Origin of the sequence: Mesorhizobium sp. ES1-1 (assembly GCF_020164785.1) — a bacterium.
Lineage (GTDB): Bacteria > Pseudomonadota > Alphaproteobacteria > Rhizobiales > Rhizobiaceae > Mesorhizobium.
Genome location: NZ_JAIUGX010000015.1, coordinates 25,545 through 45,963, shown reverse-complemented (window position 1 = coordinate 45,963; position 20,419 = coordinate 25,545). Strand labels below are relative to the sequence as shown.

Below are 20,419 nucleotides of genomic sequence, written 5' to 3'. Positions count from 1 at the left end.
GTGCCGATGTCGACCCTTGATGACAAGATCAATGAGCATTATGCCGGTTTCGTGGTCCGTAAGGACCTGGTGAAGGCCGTGAAGGGGAACGCCATTGTTCCCACATATGTGCTCGAATATCTGCTCGGCCAATATTGCGCGACCGATGACGAAGCCTCGATTGCGACGGGCATCGAAACGGTCAAGGACATCCTACGTAAGCACTACGTCCATCGCTCCGAAGCGGGGCTAGTCCAGTCGACGATCAAGGAGCGCGGCCGCTACAAGGTCATCGATCAGGTCAGCGTGGCGCTGAATGAGAAGACCGATGCCTATGAGGCGGTCTTCGAAAACCTCGGAATCAAGCGGGTTGCCATCGACAGCGCCACGGTCAAGGCACACCCGAAACTGCTGGTTACCGGTATTTGGTGCATCGCCGATGTGCAGTACGAATTCTCGGAAGACAGCCGGATCTCTCCCTGGATCATCGACACGCTGAAGCCGATCCAGATCGCCCGTGTCGACTATGATGGTTATCGCGAGACGCGGGACAAGTTCACCACCGAGGAATGGATCGATCTGCTGATGCAGAGCATCGGCTTCGATCCGTCATTGTTCGGGCGCAGGTCAAAACTTTTGCAACTGTTGCGCCTGGTCCCATTTGTTGAGCGCAACTACAACCTCATCGAGCTTGGTCCCAAGGGCACGGGCAAATCTCATATCTATTCCGAGTTTTCACCACATGGTCAGCTGATCTCGGGCGGCGAAATCACGGTTCCCAAGCTTTTCGTGAACAATTCCAATGGCCGGATCGGATTGGTCGGCTTTTGGGATGTCGTGGCCTTTGACGAATTTGCCGGCCGCGAGAAGACGGCCAACAAGGCGCTTGTCGATATCATGAAGAACTACATGGCAAACAAGCAGTTCTCTCGTGGTGTAAATCCGATGGGCGCCGAGGCCAGCTTCGCCTTCGTCGGCAACACGGACCATAACGTGCCTTGGATGCTGAAAAATACGGACCTGTTCGAAGCTCTGCCGCCGCAGTTCCACGACAGCGCCTTTATTGATCGATTGCATGCCTATCTGCCCGGATGGGAGGTCGACATCATCCGGGGTGAGATGTTCACATCTGGCTATGGGTTCATTGTTGACTATCTCGCCGAAATCCTGCGCCATCTGCGTGCGGAAGACTTCTCGCACCGGCCAGATCGCTATTTCACCATTCCGGTTCAAACCCATATCCGGGACCGTGCGGCGATCAACAAGACCATGTCAGGTCTGCTGAAGCTGATCTTCCCGAATGGAGGCGAGACGGAAGTTGAGGTCGAAGAGCTGCTGCGATTTGCGATTGAATGCCGCAAGCGGGTGAAGGATCAGCTTCTTCGGATCGACAGCACCTTTGAGAGTGCGGATTTCCACTACATCGCATCAGATGGCGCAAAGCGCGCTGTCACCACTCTCGAGGAAGAAGAGTTTCCCCAGTTCTACCATCGCCGATCGGCCGGCGATGGGGGGGACGGTGGAGCGGAACATGAGACCGTACCGATTGCGGCAGCGCCGGCTGTAGTGGCTTCGTCTTCTGCCGCACCTGTTGTGTCAGTTGCCCCTGCGTTTGTCCCGAAGCCTGGCCACGTTGTTTTCACAGAAAACCGCAAGGGCATCAGCTTCGACAAGATCTTTGGTCCCTGGACGGATGGTGCGACGCGGATCATCATCACAGACCCCTATATTCGGAAGTTCCATCAGGCGCGCAACGTCATGGAATTGATTGAGATGCTGATCCGGCGCAAACAGCCCGAGGATCAGGTCGCCGTGCATCTTGTCACGGCTCCGGACGATGGGAACATCCAGGAGCAGCGAGAATGTCTGGACGGGATTGCTGAGGCCTGCACAGGCACGGGCGTCGATTTCACATGGGCGTTTGATGGGAGTGGAACGCTCCATGCCCGCGACATCACCACAGACACCGGATGGAAGATGGTTCTGGATCGTGGGCTGGACATCTTTCAGCCGACCCCTCGGAAGATGAACGGTTTTTCACTGGGGGAGCGGATGCAGGAGCATCGGATGCTCAAGGGTTTCTACGTGACCTATGTCAAAGATGAATAAAATTGTAGTCTACAGCATCGCTGACGTCGCGTCTTTGTCCAACCATGATGGGTCAATTTGCGTGAACAGTGGCCGCTCGAGATAGAAGTGAGGTTTAGCATCGGGTTTCAAGGAGAGCCCAAGCAAAGGGGGTAGATGTGAGGGCTTGTCGGATAACGATAAATAACTTCAGGGGCGTTAAATCCGCGACTTTGCTGCTGCCGCAGCATGGTGTGCTTATCGGTGACAATAACACCGGCAAGACGACCATACTCGAAGCGCTTGATCTGGTCCTTGGGCCTGACCGGCTCAATCGTCAGCCGCCTATCGATGAACACGATTTCTTCCGGGGGACGTATCTTCTCGCGCCTGCTGCGCCAGCGGCCGAAGCGGCTAGTGACGGCGGCGGTGGGGAGCTTCCGGCACCGGAAACCGACGTCGAACCACCGAGGATCGAGATCGAGGTGACCGTTGCCGACCTCACCGACGAGCAAAAAGGGAAATTCGGAGACTACACCGAATTTTGGGACGGAGCGACCGACACCTTCTACGACGAGCCGAATCCGGCCGGTGTGGATGCCGCCACCATCACCGAAGCACTGCGTGTCACGTTCCTCGGCTGGTACGATGCCGAGGAGGACGATTTCGAGGGGAAGACCTATTTCACCCGCAGCCTGACCGAGAGCGACCGGCCCGAGCCGTTCTCCAGGAAACACAAGCAGGTGTGCGGCTTCCTCTACCTGCGCTCCCTTCGCACAGGTTCACGCGCACTGAGCCTGGAGAGAGGCAGTCTGCTCGACATCATCCTGCGCCTCAAGGAAGTCAGACCACAGATGTGGGAGGCCACCCTCGGCACCCTGGCGGGCATCTCGGTCGCGAGCGATCCGAAGCTGGGCATCTCGCCCGTGCTCGAGAGCATCAACACGGCGCTGAAGAAGTACGTGCCAAAAGAGTGGGGCGTGGAGCCCCATCTCAAGGTCTCTAATCTCACCCGCGAGCATCTGCGCAAGGTGATCACGGCCTTCATCGCTACGGGTGACGGAGACCATGCGGCGCCGTTCTATCGACAGGGCACGGGCACCATCAACATGCTCGTCCTGGCAATGCTCTCCCAGATTGCCCAAGACAAACAGAATGTCATCTTCGCCATGGAGGAGCCAGAGACTGCAATCCCGCCTTACGCGCAGAAGCGTATCGTTCACGAGGTGCGGAAGCTTGCGTCACAGACGCTCTTCACGTCTCACTCCCCCTATGTTTTGGAGGAGTTTGCGGTCGAGGAGACTGTGGTGCTCGGGCGCGATGGAGAAGGGGTCCTGGGACAAAAGGCAATTATCCTCCCGGATAATGTGAAGCTGAAACGCTATCGGCAGCAGTTTCGTACGCGCTTCTGCGAAGGATTGCTTGCCCGTCGTGTTCTTGTGGCGGAAGGCGCCACAGAAACCTCGGCCTTCCCCGTCGCGTGCCGCCGCCTGGCGGAGCTCAAACCCGATTCCTACGCATCCCTTGAGGCGCTCGGCGTCTGCATTGTTGACGCCGGTGGTGAAACCGACATCCCGGGCATGGCCAAGCTCTACCGAGACCTCGGAAAACGGGCTTTCGCGATCTGCGACAAGCAGAGCGACGCCAACAAGGAGCTCATTGAGGCGCAGGTCGATCTGCTCTTGATGCACGACGAAAAAGGCTTTGAGGCCATGGTGCTGAAAGGCACCACGGAGGCCGCCTTGAAGCGGTTCACCAAGCTGATCGACTGGCCCCAAGACTTGGCTCAGAAATATCCCGATCCGGAGGCGCAGGCCGCTGCCGCCCTGACGGACTATTTCGCCAAGTCGAAGGGGAGCTGGGGCATTGCCGATTTTCTCGCGCAATGCAGCGAGGCTGAGATTCCCCAATGGCTCCGGTATGCGGCGGTCAAGTTGAAGGATGCCTGTCTTCCTGCGCCTGCGGGCGGTGACCAACCTGCCGCACCCGTCGCTGCGGAGGAGCACCCGGAAGCGGTCGTACATGGAACTGACTAAGGGCCAACAGGATATCATGGAGGCGGGCGGTCATCTCCTGGTCACAGGCGGGCCGGGCTCCGGCAAGACCACCATCTCCATCCTCAAGGCGGCGCAGATTGCCGAGTGGGACCTTCGCCCCGGTCAGAAGATCCTGTTCCTCAGCTTTGCCCGCGCCACGGTTTCCCGCGTGGTCGAGGCGATCGAGTACGAGCAGCAGATCCCGCCCGCTCAGAAGCGCCTCATCGACGTGGAAACCTACCATTCCTTTTTCTGGCGCATCCTTAAGGCGCACGGCTATCTCATCGGGCTGCCGCGGCGACTCTTCATTCTCACGCCGCCCGGTGAGGCTATCGCGCTCTCGGCCGCCCGATCGGGCTTCCCCGTCCGGAATCTAACGGACGCGCAGAAAGCAGCAAAAAAGACCGCAGAAGAGACGGAACGCGCGCGCCTTGCAACGGAAGACGGCCGCGTGTGCTTTGATCTTTATGCCCCCTATGTGGGCGACCTTCTCCATGGCAGCGCGCGTATCCGGCGCCTTATCGCCAGCATGTACCCTGTCATCATCCTCGATGAGTTTCAGGACACCAACGAGGCGCAGTGGCGTGTTGTCCAGGCGCTGGGCGAAGTCTGCCGCCTGATCGCCTTGGCGGACCCGGAGCAACGTATTTACGACTGGATCGGTGCCGATCCTGCCCGGCTCGACCATTTCCGGGAAGCCTTCAAGCCGACAGAAGTGGACCTGAGCACAGACAATCACCGTAGCGCCGGAACCGAGATTGCCCTGTTCGGCAATGACGTGCTCACCGGGAAATTCCGGCAGGGTTCCTATAAGGGCATCAAGTTAGATGTCTTCGACCCGTTTCCCGATCCGGCGATGACCAAGCTCGTGACGACGGTTTACAAGGCGCGGAAGCGTCTCGTGGATGCGGGCGTCGTCAATTGGTCACTGGCCGTTCTGGTGCCGACAAAGAAAATGACTCGCCTGGTATCCGATGCCTTCCGCCAGCCACCTGCCGGCATGGCCGAGGTGACCCACTCAGCGGTCATTGAACTGGAGCCGGCCATTCTCGGCGCGGAAGTCATTGCCCTTCTCATGCAGCCAGGCGTCGACCAGCATTTCGGTCAGTTCATCGACCTGATATGCAGCTACTTTCAGGGCAAAGGCGGCGATGAGCCGACACAGGGGGCGCTCAAGGAAGCCACGAACATCCGCAAAGCATACGACGAATGGCTGGCCTCTCAGGCGGCAGGCAAGGCGATCCGCAAAAACAGCATCCTCGTCAACATGGTTGCCGTCTACGGGCAAGCCCGTGCCGTTGTGCTGACGGGTGATCCCGGCAAGGATTGGCGCGCTGTGCGGCGTGTTCTGGAGGACGGGAGTTGCGCGCGCCTGAAGGAGATTGGGCAAGAGTTGCGCAATCTCCGCATTCTGGAGCGCGGCACCCAACTTCGTCAGGAACTGTCCCAGGATTGGCGTGACAGTGGCGGCTATCGCAATGCCCTGGCTGTCACGCGGCAGGCTTTCATTCAGGAGCACTTCTCGACGAACGCGAAGCCCGAGACCGGGGTCGTCGTGATGAACATGCACAAGGCGAAGGGAAAGCAGTTCGACGAGGTCATCATCTTTGAACACTGGCCGATCAAGCGAAAGGGGCAGCCGCCCTACAATGGCGACAGGATCGTGCGCTTCAACTCCAAGGAGCAGATCGACGATCAGGCGCGGCAGAATTTCCGTGTCAGCGTGACCAGAGGCAAGCGGCAGACGACCATTTTGACCCCAAAAAGCGATCCTTGCGTTCTTCTTCTGGGAGACAATAGTTAGATGGCACTCTATCGCATGCCTGTATCCAGAAGCGCAAGTTATGCTCAGTCTTATATAGTGACCCAACCTAAGCAGCCCCGGGATAACTACTCGATGGCGTTCTGAAGAAACTGCTCAAGAGATGCCTTTCTCGCAAATCTGTTAAAGGCATAGGCAGTTTGTTTGAATTCCTTGCCGTCCAGTAGGCCTTGAATATACCCCGAGACAGTGTCGGCCGCCATGACGAGTGTGTTGTCCAGCGTATGGACATATCTACTGGTCACCGAACTGTTGGCATGGCCAAGGAGCGCTGCAATTGTGATCTCACTGAGGCCAAGATCATTGGCAATGCTCGCAAAACTGTGCCGAAGGACATGGGCTGTGATCGTCTCAAGTGCAGTCCCGGCGAAGATCTTCTTCCACTTGTTGGGAAAGGCGCCATACGCCTTGCCGCCCCGCGATCCTGGAAACACGTAATCTCCCGCAGCAACTTCGCACTGCATCTCCAGGAACTCGACCACCGGAAGGCCAATCGGACGGATCGACGCGCCTTCTTTTGAATCCGACAGTCGTAGGCAACTGTTCGAGAGGTCCACGTCGCTCCACCGCAGACCAATGATTTCACTGCGCCGACAGCCGGTCAGAGCAATCTGACGCACGATGTCGGCCATCATAGCAAGATCGGGGTCTGTTGCCGCACGCTTCAGCGCCTCACCCATATCCCGATATTCAGCGGTGCTTAGGCGCCGGTTTCGAACCTGATCCTTTGGTTTCTTGATGCCATGGGCAACATTTCGATCCACAATCCCGGCGTCATTCGCATAGGTAAGAATCCCGCCGAGTAAGCCGACAGTACGACTTGCCGCCCCTGGTCCGCCGCGAAGAATGGATTTGCCGCGAAGGTTCTTGGTCTTCATGACCGCGCGCGTTTTCCCGATCAGGATGTCGTTCATCATCTTCGTCACATCAGCCTTACTCAGATCGCGCACGCGCTTCTTGCCGAGGATTGGGATGATATGGCCATTGATTCTGCCGATATCGGTAGTGATTGTCGCTGGCTTCTTGGGTCGACCGCGTTTACCTTGGATGAGTCCGGCATGGAGATCGCCAATATAGCGTTCGCAAAGCTCCTTGATCGTCATGGCATTTCGGTCCTCCAGCTTTTCTTCAGCCGGATCGTCGCCTTGAGCCACGCGCCCGAGTTGTGCTTTCGCCTCGCGTCGTGCAGTCTCAGGCGTCCAGATACCGTGAAGGCCAATGGTGAAACGCCGGGAAGATCCGTTGCATCGATATTGGATCACATAGCTGCGCTTGCCAGACGCGAAGACTCTCAGCCCGAAACCGGGTAGGTCATCGTCCCAGATGACGTAGTCGTTGGGTTTGATTATGGCACTCTCAACAAGCCGTTTCGATATCTTTGGCATGGAATCTATCCTTTCCAGTCGGGCTCTCGCGTAAGCACCACGTAAGCACTTGGGGGAAAACCACAGCGTAGAGCCGGTTACGTTTTTCCGTCGTGATGCGCTGGAAAGTAAAGTTATTTCAGTGTTTTATCGCACTGTAGCGTAGTCCATCGCACATTTCGGATAGACTGCTAATAATTGCTCCGAAGGCAGAGGTCACAGGTTCGAATCCTGTCGGGTGCGCCATCTCTCTTACTGGCTGACAGTCGAGACAGATCGGGTGAGCTACCCGCCCGAATCGAGCAAATGATCGATGAGGGAACGGATTGGCAGTTCTGTCCAAAGTCCTAACAACCGCGCGTTCGTCCCGTGAGAGCTACCATCTGACGGATCCGTCCGTGAAGTGAAGTCCCTGTCGCGAGTGCGGCGTGGTGTTGGTCCCACCACGCCGTCGACCCGCTTGGCTCCCATACGGGCGGTTATCCGATTATTGATGGGCAAGCACGCCGAGGTCGATAGCTTCCGCCATCGCTTTGTAGCCTGCCGCATTGGGGTGCAGGTGATCGCCCTTGTCGAATTCCGCCTTGATGTGGCCGGGCTTCGCCGGGTCGACAACCGCCTTGTCGAAGTCGATGACGGCGTCGAACGCGCCGGACCGGATGAAGTCGTTGAGGGCCAGACGGATCTTCTCCTTGTCCGCGGTGTAGTAGCCCTCGAACGGAGAGCCAGCGAAGGCTTCGCCGAATGGTGTCAGCGTGGCGCCCACGATGCGCAGGCCGTCGGTGTGGGCGCGTTCGATCAACTGTTTGTAGCCGGCGATGATCTGCTCGGCAGTGGGCTCGGCGTCGGACGGCGCCAGGCCGGTTCCTGGCCAGCCAAGATCGTTGATGCCCATCATCAGCACGACCGTGTCGGCGTGCGCCTGGTTGAGGACATCGCGGTCAAAGCGGGCAAGCGCGTTGACGCCCATCCTGTCCGACAGGATCTTTGCGCCGGAAATGCCCTGGTTGAGCACGGCCACAGGCGTCCCGCCGGCCTCCTGAAGCCGCTTGGCAAGCCAATCAGGCCAGCGGTCGTTGCCGTCGATGGTGGAGCCATCGCCGTCCGTGATCGAGTCGCCGAAAAGAACCAGGGCACGCGCGCCTTCGGCCGCGTCCACCATGATACCAGACAGGAACACGCGCTGCGTCTGCGTCGAGTCCGGCTTCAGCTCCGCCTCACCAGTCTTGTCGCCGGCGGCCACATACGCCGTTTGGTGGCCGTCCCAATGCATGGTCGTGGCGGCCGCGCTTTCGGGGAAATACAGGCTGACGGAGAGTTCGGAAAGCGGCGCCACAGTCAGGTCGACGGGATCGCTGATGGCGGGGGCACCAGGCGGAATGGTGATGGAGCTTTCGCCGCCGAAGGTCAGGGCGCGGTCGGATTCGGGCTTGATTGCCGCCCCGTCGGTGGTGATGGCGACATGGGCGGCCCCGACCTTAAGCGGTTGTGTGCCGTACTCGTTGGAGAGGACGATGCGCACCTTTCTGCCGCCTATGCTAATACGCGCGACTTGCCGGATCGTGCTGCGGAAATAATTGCTGGGAAAGCCGAGCGGAATGGGAAAGTCGGCCTGCCAGGCTGGCTGCGGGCTCGCGGTCCAGGTGCCGATCCAGCCAGTTGAGTTTTGCGCGGTAGCGGGCAGTAACGACACACAGAATAAAGCCGCGCCCGTCAAAATTGCGGTTACAAGCCTGTACATGATGTCCTCCCTTTGCCGGCATCGCGATTGCCGGCGTGTTGTCGCTCCTTATCACCCGAGGGAAAGACTGAACCCGCTGGGAATTGCTGTCAACGTTGTGGGCGTCGAGCGCCACAGTGGCTTTGATGTCGCATGAGTTTCCAATCCCTGTGCTTTCTCCGCAAGCTCGCGCTGAAGACCCCGACCGCAGTCAACTCAATGCACAGAGATCGACCCCGTCGGCCTATGGCTGGTCAAGGTTCAGCACCACCATCGTGGAGGTCTCGGCTACGGATGGGATCGATTGCAGGACGTTGCTGATGAAGTTGCGGAGCGCGGCGATGTCCTTGACCCAGACACGCAGAAGATAGTCGATACTGCCTGTCACCAGCAGGCATTCGGTGATCTCCGGCCGCTTGGCGACCTCGCGCAGGAATTCGCCGGCGCCTTCAGGGCCTTGCTTGCCCAGACGCACCGAGACGACGACGCAGATCGCCAGACCCATCGCCGAGGGGTTGATCTTCGCGGCGTAGCCCTGGATCACACCGCTGTCCTCCAGGCGTTTTACGCGGCGCGCGCAGGGCGTTGGAGACAAGCCCACGCGCGCGGCCAGATCGACCGTCGAGATACGCGCGTCCACCTGCAATTCGCGCAGGATCTTGTGGTCGAGAGCATCCAGAATGGTCATAGCCGATTTCACCAGGTTTCGCCCTGATCATAGAGACGAACTCTAATAAAACTCAATAAGACGATGCCATTTGGTGCAAAACGCTCTCACACCCGTCCTAAGCTCGACACCTCGCAGCGCGGAGGAGGATGGAGCATTGGCAGCCTACATGATCTGCACGATGACTGTGCACGACGCCGAGACCTACAAGAAATACACGGCGGTGACGCCCGGCACCCTCGCACGCTACGGCGGCAGGTTCCTGACGCGTGGCGAGCCGGTCACGACCTCGGAAGGCGAACTCTTCACGCAGCGCATGGTGATACTCGAATTCCCCGATCGGGCGTCGGCCGAGGCTTGGTACAATGATCCGGAGTACCAGCGCGTGTCGGAATTTCGCCGGGTGGCGGCGTCCGACGGACGCATGATCCTGCAGGAAGGCCGGCCGCAGAGTGCCGCGCCCGATCCACTGGTCTGAGAGGATCGACGTAGTGGCAAGCGATCTCGCTCCGGCGATGAACGACCAGGCAAAGGCGCCGGGCGCCGCCCGGCCGCCCTTTGCGGCGTGGCTGTCAACGACCAACGATGTCACCAAGACCTTCCTGTCGGTGGCGGAAAGGGCCGACATCATCAACCTCGCCGGCGGCTTGCCCGAGCCGGCGACCTATCCGGCCGAGGAACTGGCCGGCCTCGCCGCCGGCGCGCTTCGCAAGCATGGAACGGAAGTGCTCGGCTACAGCCAGATCGACGGTTTGCCGGCGTTGCGCGACCGTTTGGCCGAGCGTTTCAGCGACGAACATGTGCGGCTGACGCGCGAAAACGTCATCGTCACCACGGCTGGAATGCAGGCGCTCGACCTCATCGGCAAGGTGCTGCTCGAGCAAGGCAGCGTGATCGCCGCGCATGCTCCAACCTATCTGGGCGCGATCGATGCCTGGCGGCCGCGCGCGCCGCGCTATCGCCCGTTCACGCCGGGCAGCAATATGCTGGACTATCCAACGGCATTCGAGGGTGCCAACTTCGTCTACACGGTGCCCAACTTCTCCAATCCAAGCGGCAAGCTGGTGACCCACGGCCAACGCGTCGCGATGGTGGAAGCGGCGCACCAGACCGGCGTCTGGCTGGTGGAGGACGACCCTTATGGCGGCCTTTACTATGACGGCGCGCCGCTGCCGCGCCTGCTTTCGCTGTCCGGCAAGCTGCTGGGAGAGGCCGGCGCGGAACCCTATCGGGGACCCGTCATCTATACGGGCACACTGTCCAAGGAAGTTGCGCCGGGGTTGCGTGTCGGCTGGGTCATCGCAGCGCCCGAGATGATACGGGCGCTGACCGTGGCCAAACAGGGCTCGGACATGTGCACCAGCGGCCTCAGCCAGCGGCTCGCGCTCGACGCCATGGAGGCCGGGTTGCCCGAGCGGATGCAGCCGCAGATCCTGGCGCTCTACCGCGCCCGCCGCGACGCCTTGTGCGATGCGATGAAGGAACATCTTGGTTCGCTCTTCGTCTGGGAAAAGCCGCAAGGCGGCATGTTCGTCTGGGCGACGGCGCGCAACCCGTCGCTCGATACGGACGCTCTGATGCGTTTGGGGCTGGAGGAAGGTGTCTGCGTCACGCCCAGCAGCGTCTTCGACGTGACCGGCGAGGATCGTCGCGCCATTCGCATCAATTTTACCCTCAATGCGCCCGATCGGCTGCGTGAGGGGGTGCGGCGACTGGCTGTTGCGGCCCGCAGGCTTGATCAATGATCGGCGGGACGGTTTGATAGCTTGATGGATGCCTTGTTGAACCTCGCAGCGTTGCACGGAAGCCAGATTTGAGACCCCAGACAGCGCAGGTTGATCCCGCTTACCGGACCTATGCCGACTTTTACTTGCGGTCGGCTTACGGTGTCTTCCCCCAGCAGCACAGGCATGTCCACGGCAGCATGCGTTCCAGCCTGATCCTGGTCGACCAGGGCCGGCATGAATTCGCCGATCCGGCCGTTGATGAACTGGTCGTCTCGACGCCACTCGATGCATCGTGCAGCTATGACTGGAACATGGGGGCCGGCTGGGTCTCCGGGCAGTCATGCACCGGCGATCTGATCATCGTCCCGCCGGGGACCGACAGCCGCTGGCGCACGGGCGGCGATCGCCGGCTGATCATACTGGCTATACCCGTGGCGCTGGTGCGTCAGCTGTTGGGGCCGGATTGCCCGGCAGACTTGGCCACAACCTTCGCGCCGCTTGGCGGCTCATCCGGCAACGATCCCTTCGTCGCGGCGGTTCTGCGACGGCTGTGGGAAAACAGCGGCGAGGAGCAGCCGATCAGCCGCCTGCTTGCGGACCGGCTGGTGGAAGCGCTTGTCTGTCACCTGGCGCTGCGTGCCGGCACGCTTGCGCCGACACTTCCGCCCGGCCTGTTTTCGCTGCGCGAGTGGCGCAAGCTCGAGGACTATGTCGACGCGCATCTGCATCGCGACATCCCGCTTCTGGAACTGGCTGACATCACCGGCTGGAGCGTGCGGCACTTCTCGCGCATGTTCCGGCAGGCCACCGGCAAGACGCCGCATGACTGGATCGTGGCCAAGCGCGTCGGCCGCTCCAAGGACCTGCTTGGCAAGCAGAAACTCTCACTGGCCGAAATCGCGCTTTCCTGCGGCTTTGCCGACCAGAGTCATTTCACCACCTCTTTCCGGAAGGTGACGGGCATGACTCCGCTTCGCTGGCGTCGCGGCCTTGTCTGAGCCGGGCAAATCAAACAGGCCGGCGCGGTAACCGATCACGACGCGATGTCCGGATTTCACAATACCGCAAGTGCGAAGGCCATGCACACTGGCCAGGCGGGAGCGGCCGACAGGGTGATTACGGCGGTCGATTTGGCGCACCGCGACGCTATGCTGGAACAAGGGGCCAGGTGACATGTATTCGGGACCGATCATCGATCCGCATCACCACCTGTGGGATCTTTCCATGGGCAAGCATGCGTGGCTGGTGCCATCCGATCCGACGGTACAAGCCATTGCCGGCCTGGAGAAGATCGCCCACGACTATCTGCCGGATGACTACGCCAGGGACGCAGCTGGCCACAATGTCGTTGCGACCGTCCATATCGAGGCACTCTGGTCCGGTGATCCGGTCGGGGAGACGCGCTGGCTGGAGACGCTCGACAAGTCGAAAGGCGTTGCGCTGCGCTATGTCGCCGGGGCATCTCTCGGGACGGGCAGTGCGGGGCGGGTGATCGCCGAACAGGCGGCCTTCGATCGCGTGACCGGCATTCGGGGAATCCTGAGCTGGCATCCCGATCCGAAAAAGTGCTTCGTCACCGATCCGGAACTCGGGCGAAACGCCGATTGGCGGCGCGACATCGCGCTTGTTCAGGCGCACGGGCTGAACCTCGAACTGATGATGTATCCCTATCAGGCCGGCATCGTGCGCGAGATCGCCGACTCGCTGCCGGATCTCCAGATCATCATCAACCACTGCGGCAGCCCGATCGATCGCGACGCCGAGGGCATGCAGCGTTGGCGCGACGGGCTGAGGCTGATTGCAGCCTGCCCCAACATCGCGATCAAGATCTCCAACCCTGGTGCCTATGACCATGACTGGACCCTGGAGAGCATCCGTGATGTGGCGATGCACTGCATAGACTGCTTCGGTGCGGAACGCAGCATGTTCGGCACCGACTACCCGGTGTCCAAGATCCAGATGAGTTACGATCAGATCTACGACACGTTCAAGACCATTGCCTCGAGCTTGCCGGTGGAAGATCAGGCGAAGCTCTTTCACGACAACGCAAAGCGGTTCTATCGACTATGATCGGCCGCGCCGGGATGCTGCCGCGATCACGTCTTTCTCGCATGTCCGATCAGGTCATCGATGAAGGCTGTGCAGCGATGCAGTTGCTCCACGGCGATCCACTCATCGGTGATGTGAGCCTCGCTGTCGCGCCCAGGGCCGCAGATGATTGTCGGCATTCCGGCGCGCTGGAAGATCCCCGCCTCCGAGCCATAGTTGACCGCGCCAACCTGGTTGGTTTTCGCGAAGCGCTTGGCCAGGGTTTCGGCGAGCGAACCCTCGCTCGGCACCAGCGGCGGCACGTCATAGGCGTATTCGGTCGTGATCGTGGAGTCGGGAAATCCAGCCTTCATGACCGGCAGGACCGTATCGTCACAAAAGGCGCGGAAGCGCTCAACGAGCTTTTCGACCATACCGGCCTTCGTTGCGCGGATGTCCCATTGGAAGCGCACGTCGCCCGGGATGGCGTTGCGGGCCGTGCCGCCCTGGATCACGCCGACGCTGACGCTTGTATAGGGCAGTTCGAACGGCGATTGGGCCTCCGGGGCGGCAGCCAGTTCCTCGGCATAGCCGCGCAACGCGCCGATCAGGTCGACGGCGTGGAAGATGGCATTGACGCCGAGATCCGGTCGCGAGGAATGGCAGGCCTTGCCGGCGATCGTCGTCAGCAGGCCGGTGCTGCCCTTGTGGCTGCCGATCACCCCCATGTCTGTGGGCTCGCCCACAAAGACCGCGAGTTGTTCCGGCAAGGACTTGGTCATGTGGTCGACAAGGCCGTAAGCCCCGAGGCAGCCAACCTCCTCGTCATAGGACAGCGCCAGGTGGATGGGCGTCGCAAGCGGCGCCGCGAGCATGGCCGGCACGCGCGCCAGCATGCAGGCAACGAATCCCTTCATGTCGGTCGTGCCGCGTCCGTAGAGCCTGCCGTCATTCTCCCACATGCGGAAGGGATCGCGCGACCATTGCTGACCCTCGACCGGCACGACGTCGGTATGGCCGCTCAACACATAGCCAGGCACGTCGGCTGGGCCGATCGTGGCGAGAAGATTTGCCTTCTGGCCGGTCGCATCCGGCAGCAATGTGCTCGCAACGCCCAGCCCGTCGAGATACGATCGCACGAAGTCGATCAGTTCGAGATTGGAGCGGCTGCTCACTGTGTCGAAGCCGACCAGGCGGTCCAGAAGCTCGATCTCGGAAAGGGGCGTCGTCATGGCAAATCCTCGTCTTGGCGAACGACCAGTTTAGCCGAGACCGTTCGGCGATCTTTTGCAATCCGGCCAAACCGGCCGGAGAAACGCGTTCAACCTAGAACCATAGAGGGGAACTGACACATGCAGTCGCATGCATTGAAACACTACCTGGCGGCGGGTGCCGTCAGCCTTACTGCCTTGTTCGCAGGCTTTAACGCGGCCGCGGCCGACGTCGTCAAGATCGGCGTGCTCGCGCCGCTGACCGGCCCGTCGGCGGCCGATGGCGCCGACTTCGTGCGCGGCGTGGAACTGGCGGTCGAGGAGCAGAATGCCAAGGGCGGCGTGGCCGGCCACACATTCGAGATCGTCTCCGCCGACGTCAAGGACGGCTCGCCCGACAATGTCAGCAGCGCTGCCCAGCGCCTGATCAATACGGACGGCATCGAGGTCGTGCTGACCGGTTACGCCAGCCTCTCGCTGTTCGAAGTCGATCTCTTCGCCGACGCAAACCTGCCCTACCTTTCGTCGGGCCCGTCAGGTCCATTCGCCGAGATCGTCTCGAAGGACCCCGGCAACTATAATTGCTGCTGGTCGCTATCGCCCTCCTACAAGGGCTACGAGACCGACGTATTGCCGCTGGTCGAAGGCCTGATATCGAAGGGCACGTTCAAGGCTTCCAACAAGAAGATCGCGATGATCTCTTCGGACAATCCCTACTCCAAGGCGATCTCCGAGGGCATGAAGAGCTCGTTCGCGGCCGCTGGCTGGACCTTGACTGTCGACGAGATGGTGCCGTTCGGGCCTGTCAATGATTGGCGCGCCAGCCTCGCCAAGGTGCGCCAGGATCCGCCCGCGCTCATCGTCAACACCGACTATCAGCCGGCCAACTCCGCGCTGTTCCTGCAACAGTTCCTCGACCAGCCGACGCAAAGCCTGGTCTTCCTGCAATATGCGCCATCCGTTCCGGAATTCGTCGAGCTGACAAAGGAGAAGTCGAACGGCGTTCTCTACAACCTGATCGGCGGCGCGATCGACTCGCCCAATTGGCCGCGCGGCCAGGAAGTGAACAAGAAGCTCAGCGACAAATACGGTGTGAAGCCCGGCGTCTATGGTTCGGCGCTCTACGAGGAAGCCACTATCTACTTCAAGGCCCTCGAGAAGGTGGGCGACCCGACCGATCACGACGCGATTGGCAAGGCGATCGGCGAGGTAACGTATGACGCCGCCCCGGGCCCGGTCGCGTTCGACCCCGCGACCCACCTCGCCTTGCAGGACGACAACCACATCCCGGTGACGTTCTGGCAGATATGGGATGGCAAACGCACGCTGATCTCGCCGACGAAATATTCCACCGGCGAAATCAAGCTGCCGCCTTGGATCAAGCAGTAATCGAACAGCGGTGAGCGAGGCGACCGCTATTGGCCGCGGCCCGGAGACGGGCCGCGGCGTCACCCTTGAGCGGTCGCGCGTTCTCCGGATTGAGTGTCCTTCTCCTATGGCAGATATGATCCTCCAGGCAGACAATCTCACCAAGTCCTTCGGCGGCCTGCGCGCGGTCGGCGGCGTCAGCTTCACGCTTGACGCCGACGAGATCCTCGGCATCGCCGGCCCCAATGGCAGCGGCAAGAGCACGCTCTTCAACATCGTGACCGGCATCCCGTTCGGGCCGGACAGCGGCCGCGTTATTTTCGAAGGCAAGGAGATCCAGGATGTCGCGCCGGAGGAACTCTCCCGCTCGGGCCTCGCGCGCACCTTCCAGCGTGAGAGCATCTTTCCCTCGCTGAGCGCCATCGACAACGTGCTTGTCTCGGTCGAGCACAATGGCCGCCGTGGGCGACCCAAGGACAATGAAGCCGCCGCGGTCCTTGCGCTCGACACCGTCGGCTTCCCCCAGACGCTGCACAACGCGCCGACGGCGACGCTGCCGATCTTCTTTCGCAAGACGCTGATGATGGCCAGCGCGCTGGCCATGTCGCCACGCGTGCTGCTTCTCGACGAGCCGGCCTCCAGCCTGACGCCTGCCGAAATCGAGCACATGAAGGCGCTGATCCTGAAGCTGCGTGGCGCCGGCATCGCGATCCTGCTCATCGAACATGTGCTGCCGCTGCTCATGACGGTGTGCGATCGCCTGGTGGTGCTGGACCAGGGCAAGGTCATTGCCCAGGGCTTGCCCAATGACGTGGTGGCCGATCCTAAGGTGATCGAGGCCTATCTGGGACAGTCGAAATGACGCAACCGCTTCTTCTCGACGTACGCGGCCTCGACGGTGGCTACGAGCCACTGCAGATTTTCCGCAAGATCGACCTTCAGCTCGCGCATGGCGGCAGCGTTGGCCTGTTCGGACCGAACGGCCATGGCAAAACGACCTTCCTGCGCACCCTGAGCGGCATCATCGACCCGTGGGACGGAGACATCTTCTTCGAGGGTGTCCAGCTCAACCGGCCCGGGCCGCGCGGCAGCCGCCGCTGGCGCAACTTCAATTACGATGCGGTGACGCGACGCCGCATGGACCCCAAGTCCGTTGCCCGCGCAGGGTTGATCCACGTGCCCCAGGGCAATCTCCTGTTCCCCGACATGACAGTGGCGGAAACGCTGTCGATCGCGCCTTATGCGTCCTCCGGACGCGCCTCCGCTTCCGAGACGCTCGATTACGTCTTCAAGCTGTTTCCGCGCGTGCAGGAGCGGCTGGGTTCCAAGATCCGCTTCCTGTCGGGCGGCGAGCGCCAGATGGTAGCGATCAGTGTCGGCTTGATGGCGGCACCCAAGCTGCTCATCCTCGACGAGCCGACGCTTGGCCTATCGCCAAAACTGCGCGGCGAACTCGCGGCTGCGATCCTGACGATCCGCCAGTCCGGCGTGCCGCTGATCGTCGTCGACCAGGACATCGCCTTCCTCGAGTCGCTGATCGACACGCTTTATCTGTTCGACCACGGACGCATCTCGCGGCGCATCGAAAAGGCCGACATGCCGACCCACGAGGAAATCATGAAACTCATGTTCGGCGAGGAGCACCGGTGACCTTCGACACGCTAACGCTGATCCTGCTCGGCGGCGTCGTACTCGGCGCGCTCTACGCGCTGATGGCGACCGGCCTCGCGCTGGTCTGGACCACGCTCGGCATCTTCAACTTCGCGCACGGCACCTTCATCGCGCTCGGTGCCTACATCGCCTGGCAGGTTGCCAGCCCCGAGGCGCTGGGCGGTGGCCTGCTGGTCGGCGCACTGGTCTCGGTGGTCGGCATGTTCTTTATCGGCATGGCGGTCTACTACCTGCTGATAAAGCCGTTCGAACGCAGTGCCGACATCGTGGTGAAATCCGTCATCACGACGCTGGCCGGTGCAACGATCCTGGAGAACCTGATCTCGATTGCCTGGGGGCCACGCAACAAGCAGCTCTCGGCAGTGCTGACCGGCGACCTGCAGTTTTTCGGCCTCGTCATGTCGCGCAACGAGGCTGCGGCGGTTATCGTTTCCCTGGTTATCCTTGCCGCGCTCGGCATCTTCCTGCAGCGCGCGCCGCTTGGCCGGGCCATGCGCGCCGTGGCACAGAACCGCGAGGCGGCCCAGCTGATGGGCATCGACGTCGTGCGGCTCTATGCGGTGGCCTTCGGCCTGTCTGCCGCGCTCGCGGCGATCGCAGGCGTGCTGATCGGCTCCATCCGTTTCATGAATCCGCTGATGGGTTCCGACCCCTTGATGAAGGCGCTGATCGTCGTGATCTTCGGCGGCATTGCGCGGTTCACCGGGCCGATCTACGCCGCCTTCATCGTCGGCCTGCTGGAGGCCTTCATGACCTATGCGGTTGGCCTCTACTGGAGCCCAACCGTGCTCTTCGCCATCATGATCGTCGTTCTGGTGGTCAAGCCGGAAGGGCTGTTCGGCAAGCACAGGAAATCGGTCTGATGCGCTACAGCCCGTCCTTCGCCCGCTCCTCGGGCCTCATCCCGACGCTGGTCGCGCTGGCAGCGCTCGCGCTGCTGCCGCTGGTTTTCGACGGAAACTATCTGCGCCATCTCCTGGTCCTGGCCTTCATCTTCGCGATCGTTGCTTCGAGCTGGGACCTCAGCCTCGGTTATGGCGGCCTGTTCAATTTCTCCCATGTCGCGCTCTTTGCCGTCGGCATCTACGCCTATGGTCTCGTGGCCAAGACGCTCGGGCTCTCGCCGTGGCTCGGCCTGGTCGTCGCGGGCGGCGCGGCCGGGCTTGTGGCAGCTTTGATCACGCTCCCCATCATGCGATTGTCGGGCATCTATATCATCCTTGTGACGATCGCGGCCTCGCAGGTGCTCTATCAGATCGTCATCAGCCAGTCGCAGATCACCGGCGGCACGTCCGGCATGGTAAGCCTGCCGGGGCTGGAACTGTTCGGCTATCGCATGAGCCGCGACGGCAAGATCGGCTACTACTATCTCGCGCTGGCCATGCTCGTCGCGTCGACGATCCTGCTCTACAGGATCACGCGCTCGCGCTGGGGTCGCGCGATCGTGGCGATGCGCGACCACAAATACTACGCGATCTCGCGCGGCATGTCGGAGACGCGCACGCGGCTGTTCACCCTTACCGTCAGCGCGGCGATCAGCGGTGTCGCCGGCGGCCTTTACGGTTCCTACATGCGCGTCGCCTCGCCCGACAATTTCGGGCTAGGCCTGCTCGGCTTGCTGCTCAGCATGCTGCTGCTCGGCGGCGCCGGGACGATCTGGGGGCCAATTCTGGCCGCCTTCTTCGTGACGATCGTCTCGGAGGCGTTGGCCGAATACGGTGCCTGGCGCAACATCATCATGTCGCTTCTGCTGATCGTCATCCTGATCTTCTATCCGGGCGGTCTGTGGGCCTTGCTGCAGACGGCGCGCGAAGCATTCGACGTCGTCCGCACGCAGGCGATCGCAACACTGCGCCGCCGCTCGGGCAAGGCGGCGCGGGAGGCGCTGACCGGCGGTCAGGAACGCATCATTTCCACGCGCCACGGCAGGGTCGCGGTCGCCGACGGCGGCGGCAACGGACCGGCGCTCCTCTTCATCCACGGCAATTCGTCCGCCAAGGAGGCATTTGCCGAACAGTTCAAGGCCTTTCGAGACCGATACCGCGTCATTTCATTCGATTTGCCCGGCCACGGTGTGTCCGACAATGCCGATCCGGAGCAGGACTATTCGGTGGAGGCCTTCGCCGATGTGGCGGAAGACGTGCTGCAGGCCCTGGGCGTCACCAACCCGCTCGTGTTCGGCTGGTCTCTCGGCGGCTACATCGCAATCGAGCTCGCCGCGCGCGGCTATCCGATCCGGGCGCTCTCGGTTTCGGGGACGCCGCCTTTGCGTGTCGTGCCCGAGGATGTCGGCAAAGCCTACGATGCGACAAGCCATTTTGCCTTGGCCAGCCGGCGCTTCCTGTCGCCGAGCGAGGTGCGCGACTTCGCGACCTCGACGACTGGCCCCAGGGACCGCGCGACAAAGCATCTGCATCGCGCCGTCATGCGCACCGACGGCCGCGCCCGCGCCTATACGCTTGGCAAGCTGCAGATCGTCGACTGGCCGCGGCAGATGCGCTTCCTGCGGGCGGCCGCCGTGCCCTTCGCGATCTTGAACGGCTCGAAGGACCCCTTCCTCAATCATCAGTATTTCCGCGAACTGAAGCTGACCCAGTGGACGGGCGAGCCGGCCGATGTGGTCGGAGCCGGCCACGCCCCGTTCCTGACGATGCCGGCCGCATTCAATGCCAGGCTGGCCGCCTTCCTCGAGGCTGTCGAGAAAGGCAACTCCATGAGCCAGACGACGGATCGGCCGACGATCCCGGAGTGATCGAAAG

16 protein-coding genes and 1 tRNA gene are annotated in these 20,419 nt (G+C 61.4%); 13 read left to right on the top strand and 4 right to left on the bottom strand.

The genetic code is table 11. The features are described 5' to 3' along the window. Nucleotides 1–6: 6 nt before the first annotated feature. The 3 genes from brxL to LB513_RS22670 all read left to right on the top strand — a co-directional run bounded on the left by brxL (nucleotide 7) and on the right by LB513_RS22670 (nucleotide 5,886). Nucleotides 7–2,088, top strand: coding sequence for a BREX system Lon protease-like protein BrxL (brxL, locus tag LB513_RS22680; protein WP_092958048.1), 2,082 nt, complete (start codon nucleotides 7–9; stop codon nucleotides 2,086–2,088). 137 nt (nucleotides 2,089–2,225) lie between these two features. Then, complete coding sequence (locus tag LB513_RS22675) at nucleotides 2,226–4,082, top strand: ATP-dependent nuclease (protein ID WP_092958130.1); 1,857 nt, start codon at nucleotides 2,226–2,228, stop codon at nucleotides 4,080–4,082. Next, on the top strand, nucleotides 4,069–5,886 hold the full coding sequence (locus LB513_RS22670) for an ATP-dependent helicase (RefSeq protein WP_092958050.1): 1,818 nt from the start codon (nucleotides 4,069–4,071) through the stop codon (nucleotides 5,884–5,886). Before LB513_RS22675 ends, LB513_RS22670 begins: the two co-directional genes overlap by 14 nt. Nucleotides 5,887–5,972: 86 nt before the next feature. Here LB513_RS22670 and LB513_RS22665 read toward each other — a convergent pair whose 3' ends face one another. Continuing rightward, nucleotides 5,973–7,289, bottom strand: a complete 1,317-nt coding sequence (locus tag LB513_RS22665; protein ID WP_092958052.1) for a tyrosine-type recombinase/integrase — start codon at nucleotides 7,287–7,289, stop codon at nucleotides 5,973–5,975. A gap of 131 nt (nucleotides 7,290–7,420) precedes the next feature. Between LB513_RS22665 and LB513_RS22660 the strand changes: the two genes are divergently transcribed. Beyond that, nucleotides 7,421–7,514, top strand: a tRNA-OTHER gene (locus LB513_RS22660). Nucleotides 7,515–7,755: 241 nt separating this feature from the next. Here LB513_RS22660 and LB513_RS22655 read toward each other — a convergent pair. After that, a complete protein-coding gene (locus LB513_RS22655) occupies nucleotides 7,756–9,009 on the bottom strand; it encodes an SGNH/GDSL hydrolase family protein (protein WP_224665765.1) in 1,254 nt (417 codons plus the stop codon). 223 nt (nucleotides 9,010–9,232) lie between these two features. After that, the gene (locus LB513_RS22650) at nucleotides 9,233–9,676 is read right to left on the bottom strand and encodes an Lrp/AsnC family transcriptional regulator (RefSeq protein WP_224665764.1); all 444 of its coding nucleotides are present in this window, start codon (nucleotides 9,674–9,676) and stop codon (nucleotides 9,233–9,235) included. A 136-nt stretch (nucleotides 9,677–9,812) separates the two neighbouring features. Here LB513_RS22650 and LB513_RS22645 point away from each other — a divergent pair, with 136 nt between their 5' ends. The 4 genes from LB513_RS22645 (at nucleotide 9,813) to LB513_RS22630 (ending at nucleotide 13,452) form a co-directional block, all read left to right on the top strand. Then, nucleotides 9,813–10,133 carry a DUF1330 domain-containing protein gene (locus LB513_RS22645; protein ID WP_224665763.1) on the top strand — a complete coding sequence of 107 codons (321 nt, stop codon included), beginning with the start codon at nucleotides 9,813–9,815 and terminating at the stop codon, nucleotides 10,131–10,133. A 13-nt stretch (nucleotides 10,134–10,146) separates the two neighbouring features. Beyond that, nucleotides 10,147–11,400 carry a PLP-dependent aminotransferase family protein gene (locus LB513_RS22640; protein ID WP_224665762.1) on the top strand — a complete coding sequence of 418 codons (1,254 nt, stop codon included), beginning with the start codon at nucleotides 10,147–10,149 and terminating at the stop codon, nucleotides 11,398–11,400. A 68-nt stretch (nucleotides 11,401–11,468) separates the two neighbouring features. After that, nucleotides 11,469–12,380 (top strand): helix-turn-helix domain-containing protein, encoded by a 912-nt coding sequence (locus LB513_RS22635; RefSeq protein WP_224665761.1) that lies wholly within the window; start codon nucleotides 11,469–11,471, stop codon nucleotides 12,378–12,380. Nucleotides 12,381–12,555: 175 nt separating this feature from the next. Further along, nucleotides 12,556–13,452: an amidohydrolase family protein gene (locus LB513_RS22630; RefSeq protein ID WP_224665760.1), complete on the top strand. Its 897-nt coding sequence runs from the start codon at nucleotides 12,556–12,558 to the stop codon at nucleotides 13,450–13,452. A gap of 26 nt (nucleotides 13,453–13,478) precedes the next feature. Here LB513_RS22630 and argE read toward each other — a convergent pair whose 3' ends face one another. After that, nucleotides 13,479–14,642, bottom strand: a complete 1,164-nt coding sequence (gene argE / locus LB513_RS22625) for an acetylornithine deacetylase (RefSeq protein WP_224665759.1) — start codon at nucleotides 14,640–14,642, stop codon at nucleotides 13,479–13,481. A 120-nt stretch (nucleotides 14,643–14,762) separates the two neighbouring features. Here argE and LB513_RS22620 point away from each other — a divergent pair, with 120 nt between their 5' ends. The 5 genes from LB513_RS22620 to LB513_RS22600 all read left to right on the top strand — a co-directional run bounded on the left by LB513_RS22620 (nucleotide 14,763) and on the right by LB513_RS22600 (nucleotide 20,412). Next, complete coding sequence (locus LB513_RS22620; RefSeq protein ID WP_224665758.1) at nucleotides 14,763–16,010, top strand: ABC transporter substrate-binding protein; 1,248 nt, start codon at nucleotides 14,763–14,765, stop codon at nucleotides 16,008–16,010. A 106-nt stretch (nucleotides 16,011–16,116) separates the two neighbouring features. Further along, nucleotides 16,117–16,851, top strand: coding sequence for an ABC transporter ATP-binding protein (locus tag LB513_RS22615; RefSeq protein WP_224665757.1), 735 nt, complete (start codon nucleotides 16,117–16,119; stop codon nucleotides 16,849–16,851). Continuing rightward, nucleotides 16,848–17,639 carry an ABC transporter ATP-binding protein gene (locus tag LB513_RS22610; RefSeq protein ID WP_224665756.1) on the top strand — a complete coding sequence of 264 codons (792 nt, stop codon included), beginning with the start codon at nucleotides 16,848–16,850 and terminating at the stop codon, nucleotides 17,637–17,639. The genes LB513_RS22615 and LB513_RS22610 overlap by 4 nt, the downstream gene beginning before the upstream one ends. Then, nucleotides 17,636–18,523, top strand: a complete 888-nt coding sequence (locus LB513_RS22605) for a branched-chain amino acid ABC transporter permease (RefSeq protein ID WP_224665755.1) — start codon at nucleotides 17,636–17,638, stop codon at nucleotides 18,521–18,523. Before LB513_RS22610 ends, LB513_RS22605 begins: the two co-directional genes overlap by 4 nt. Beyond that, the gene (locus tag LB513_RS22600; protein ID WP_224665754.1) at nucleotides 18,523–20,412 is read left to right on the top strand and encodes an alpha/beta fold hydrolase; all 1,890 of its coding nucleotides are present in this window, start codon (nucleotides 18,523–18,525) and stop codon (nucleotides 20,410–20,412) included. The genes LB513_RS22605 and LB513_RS22600 overlap by 1 nt, the downstream gene beginning before the upstream one ends. The last annotated feature ends 7 nt before the right edge of the window (nucleotides 20,413–20,419 follow it).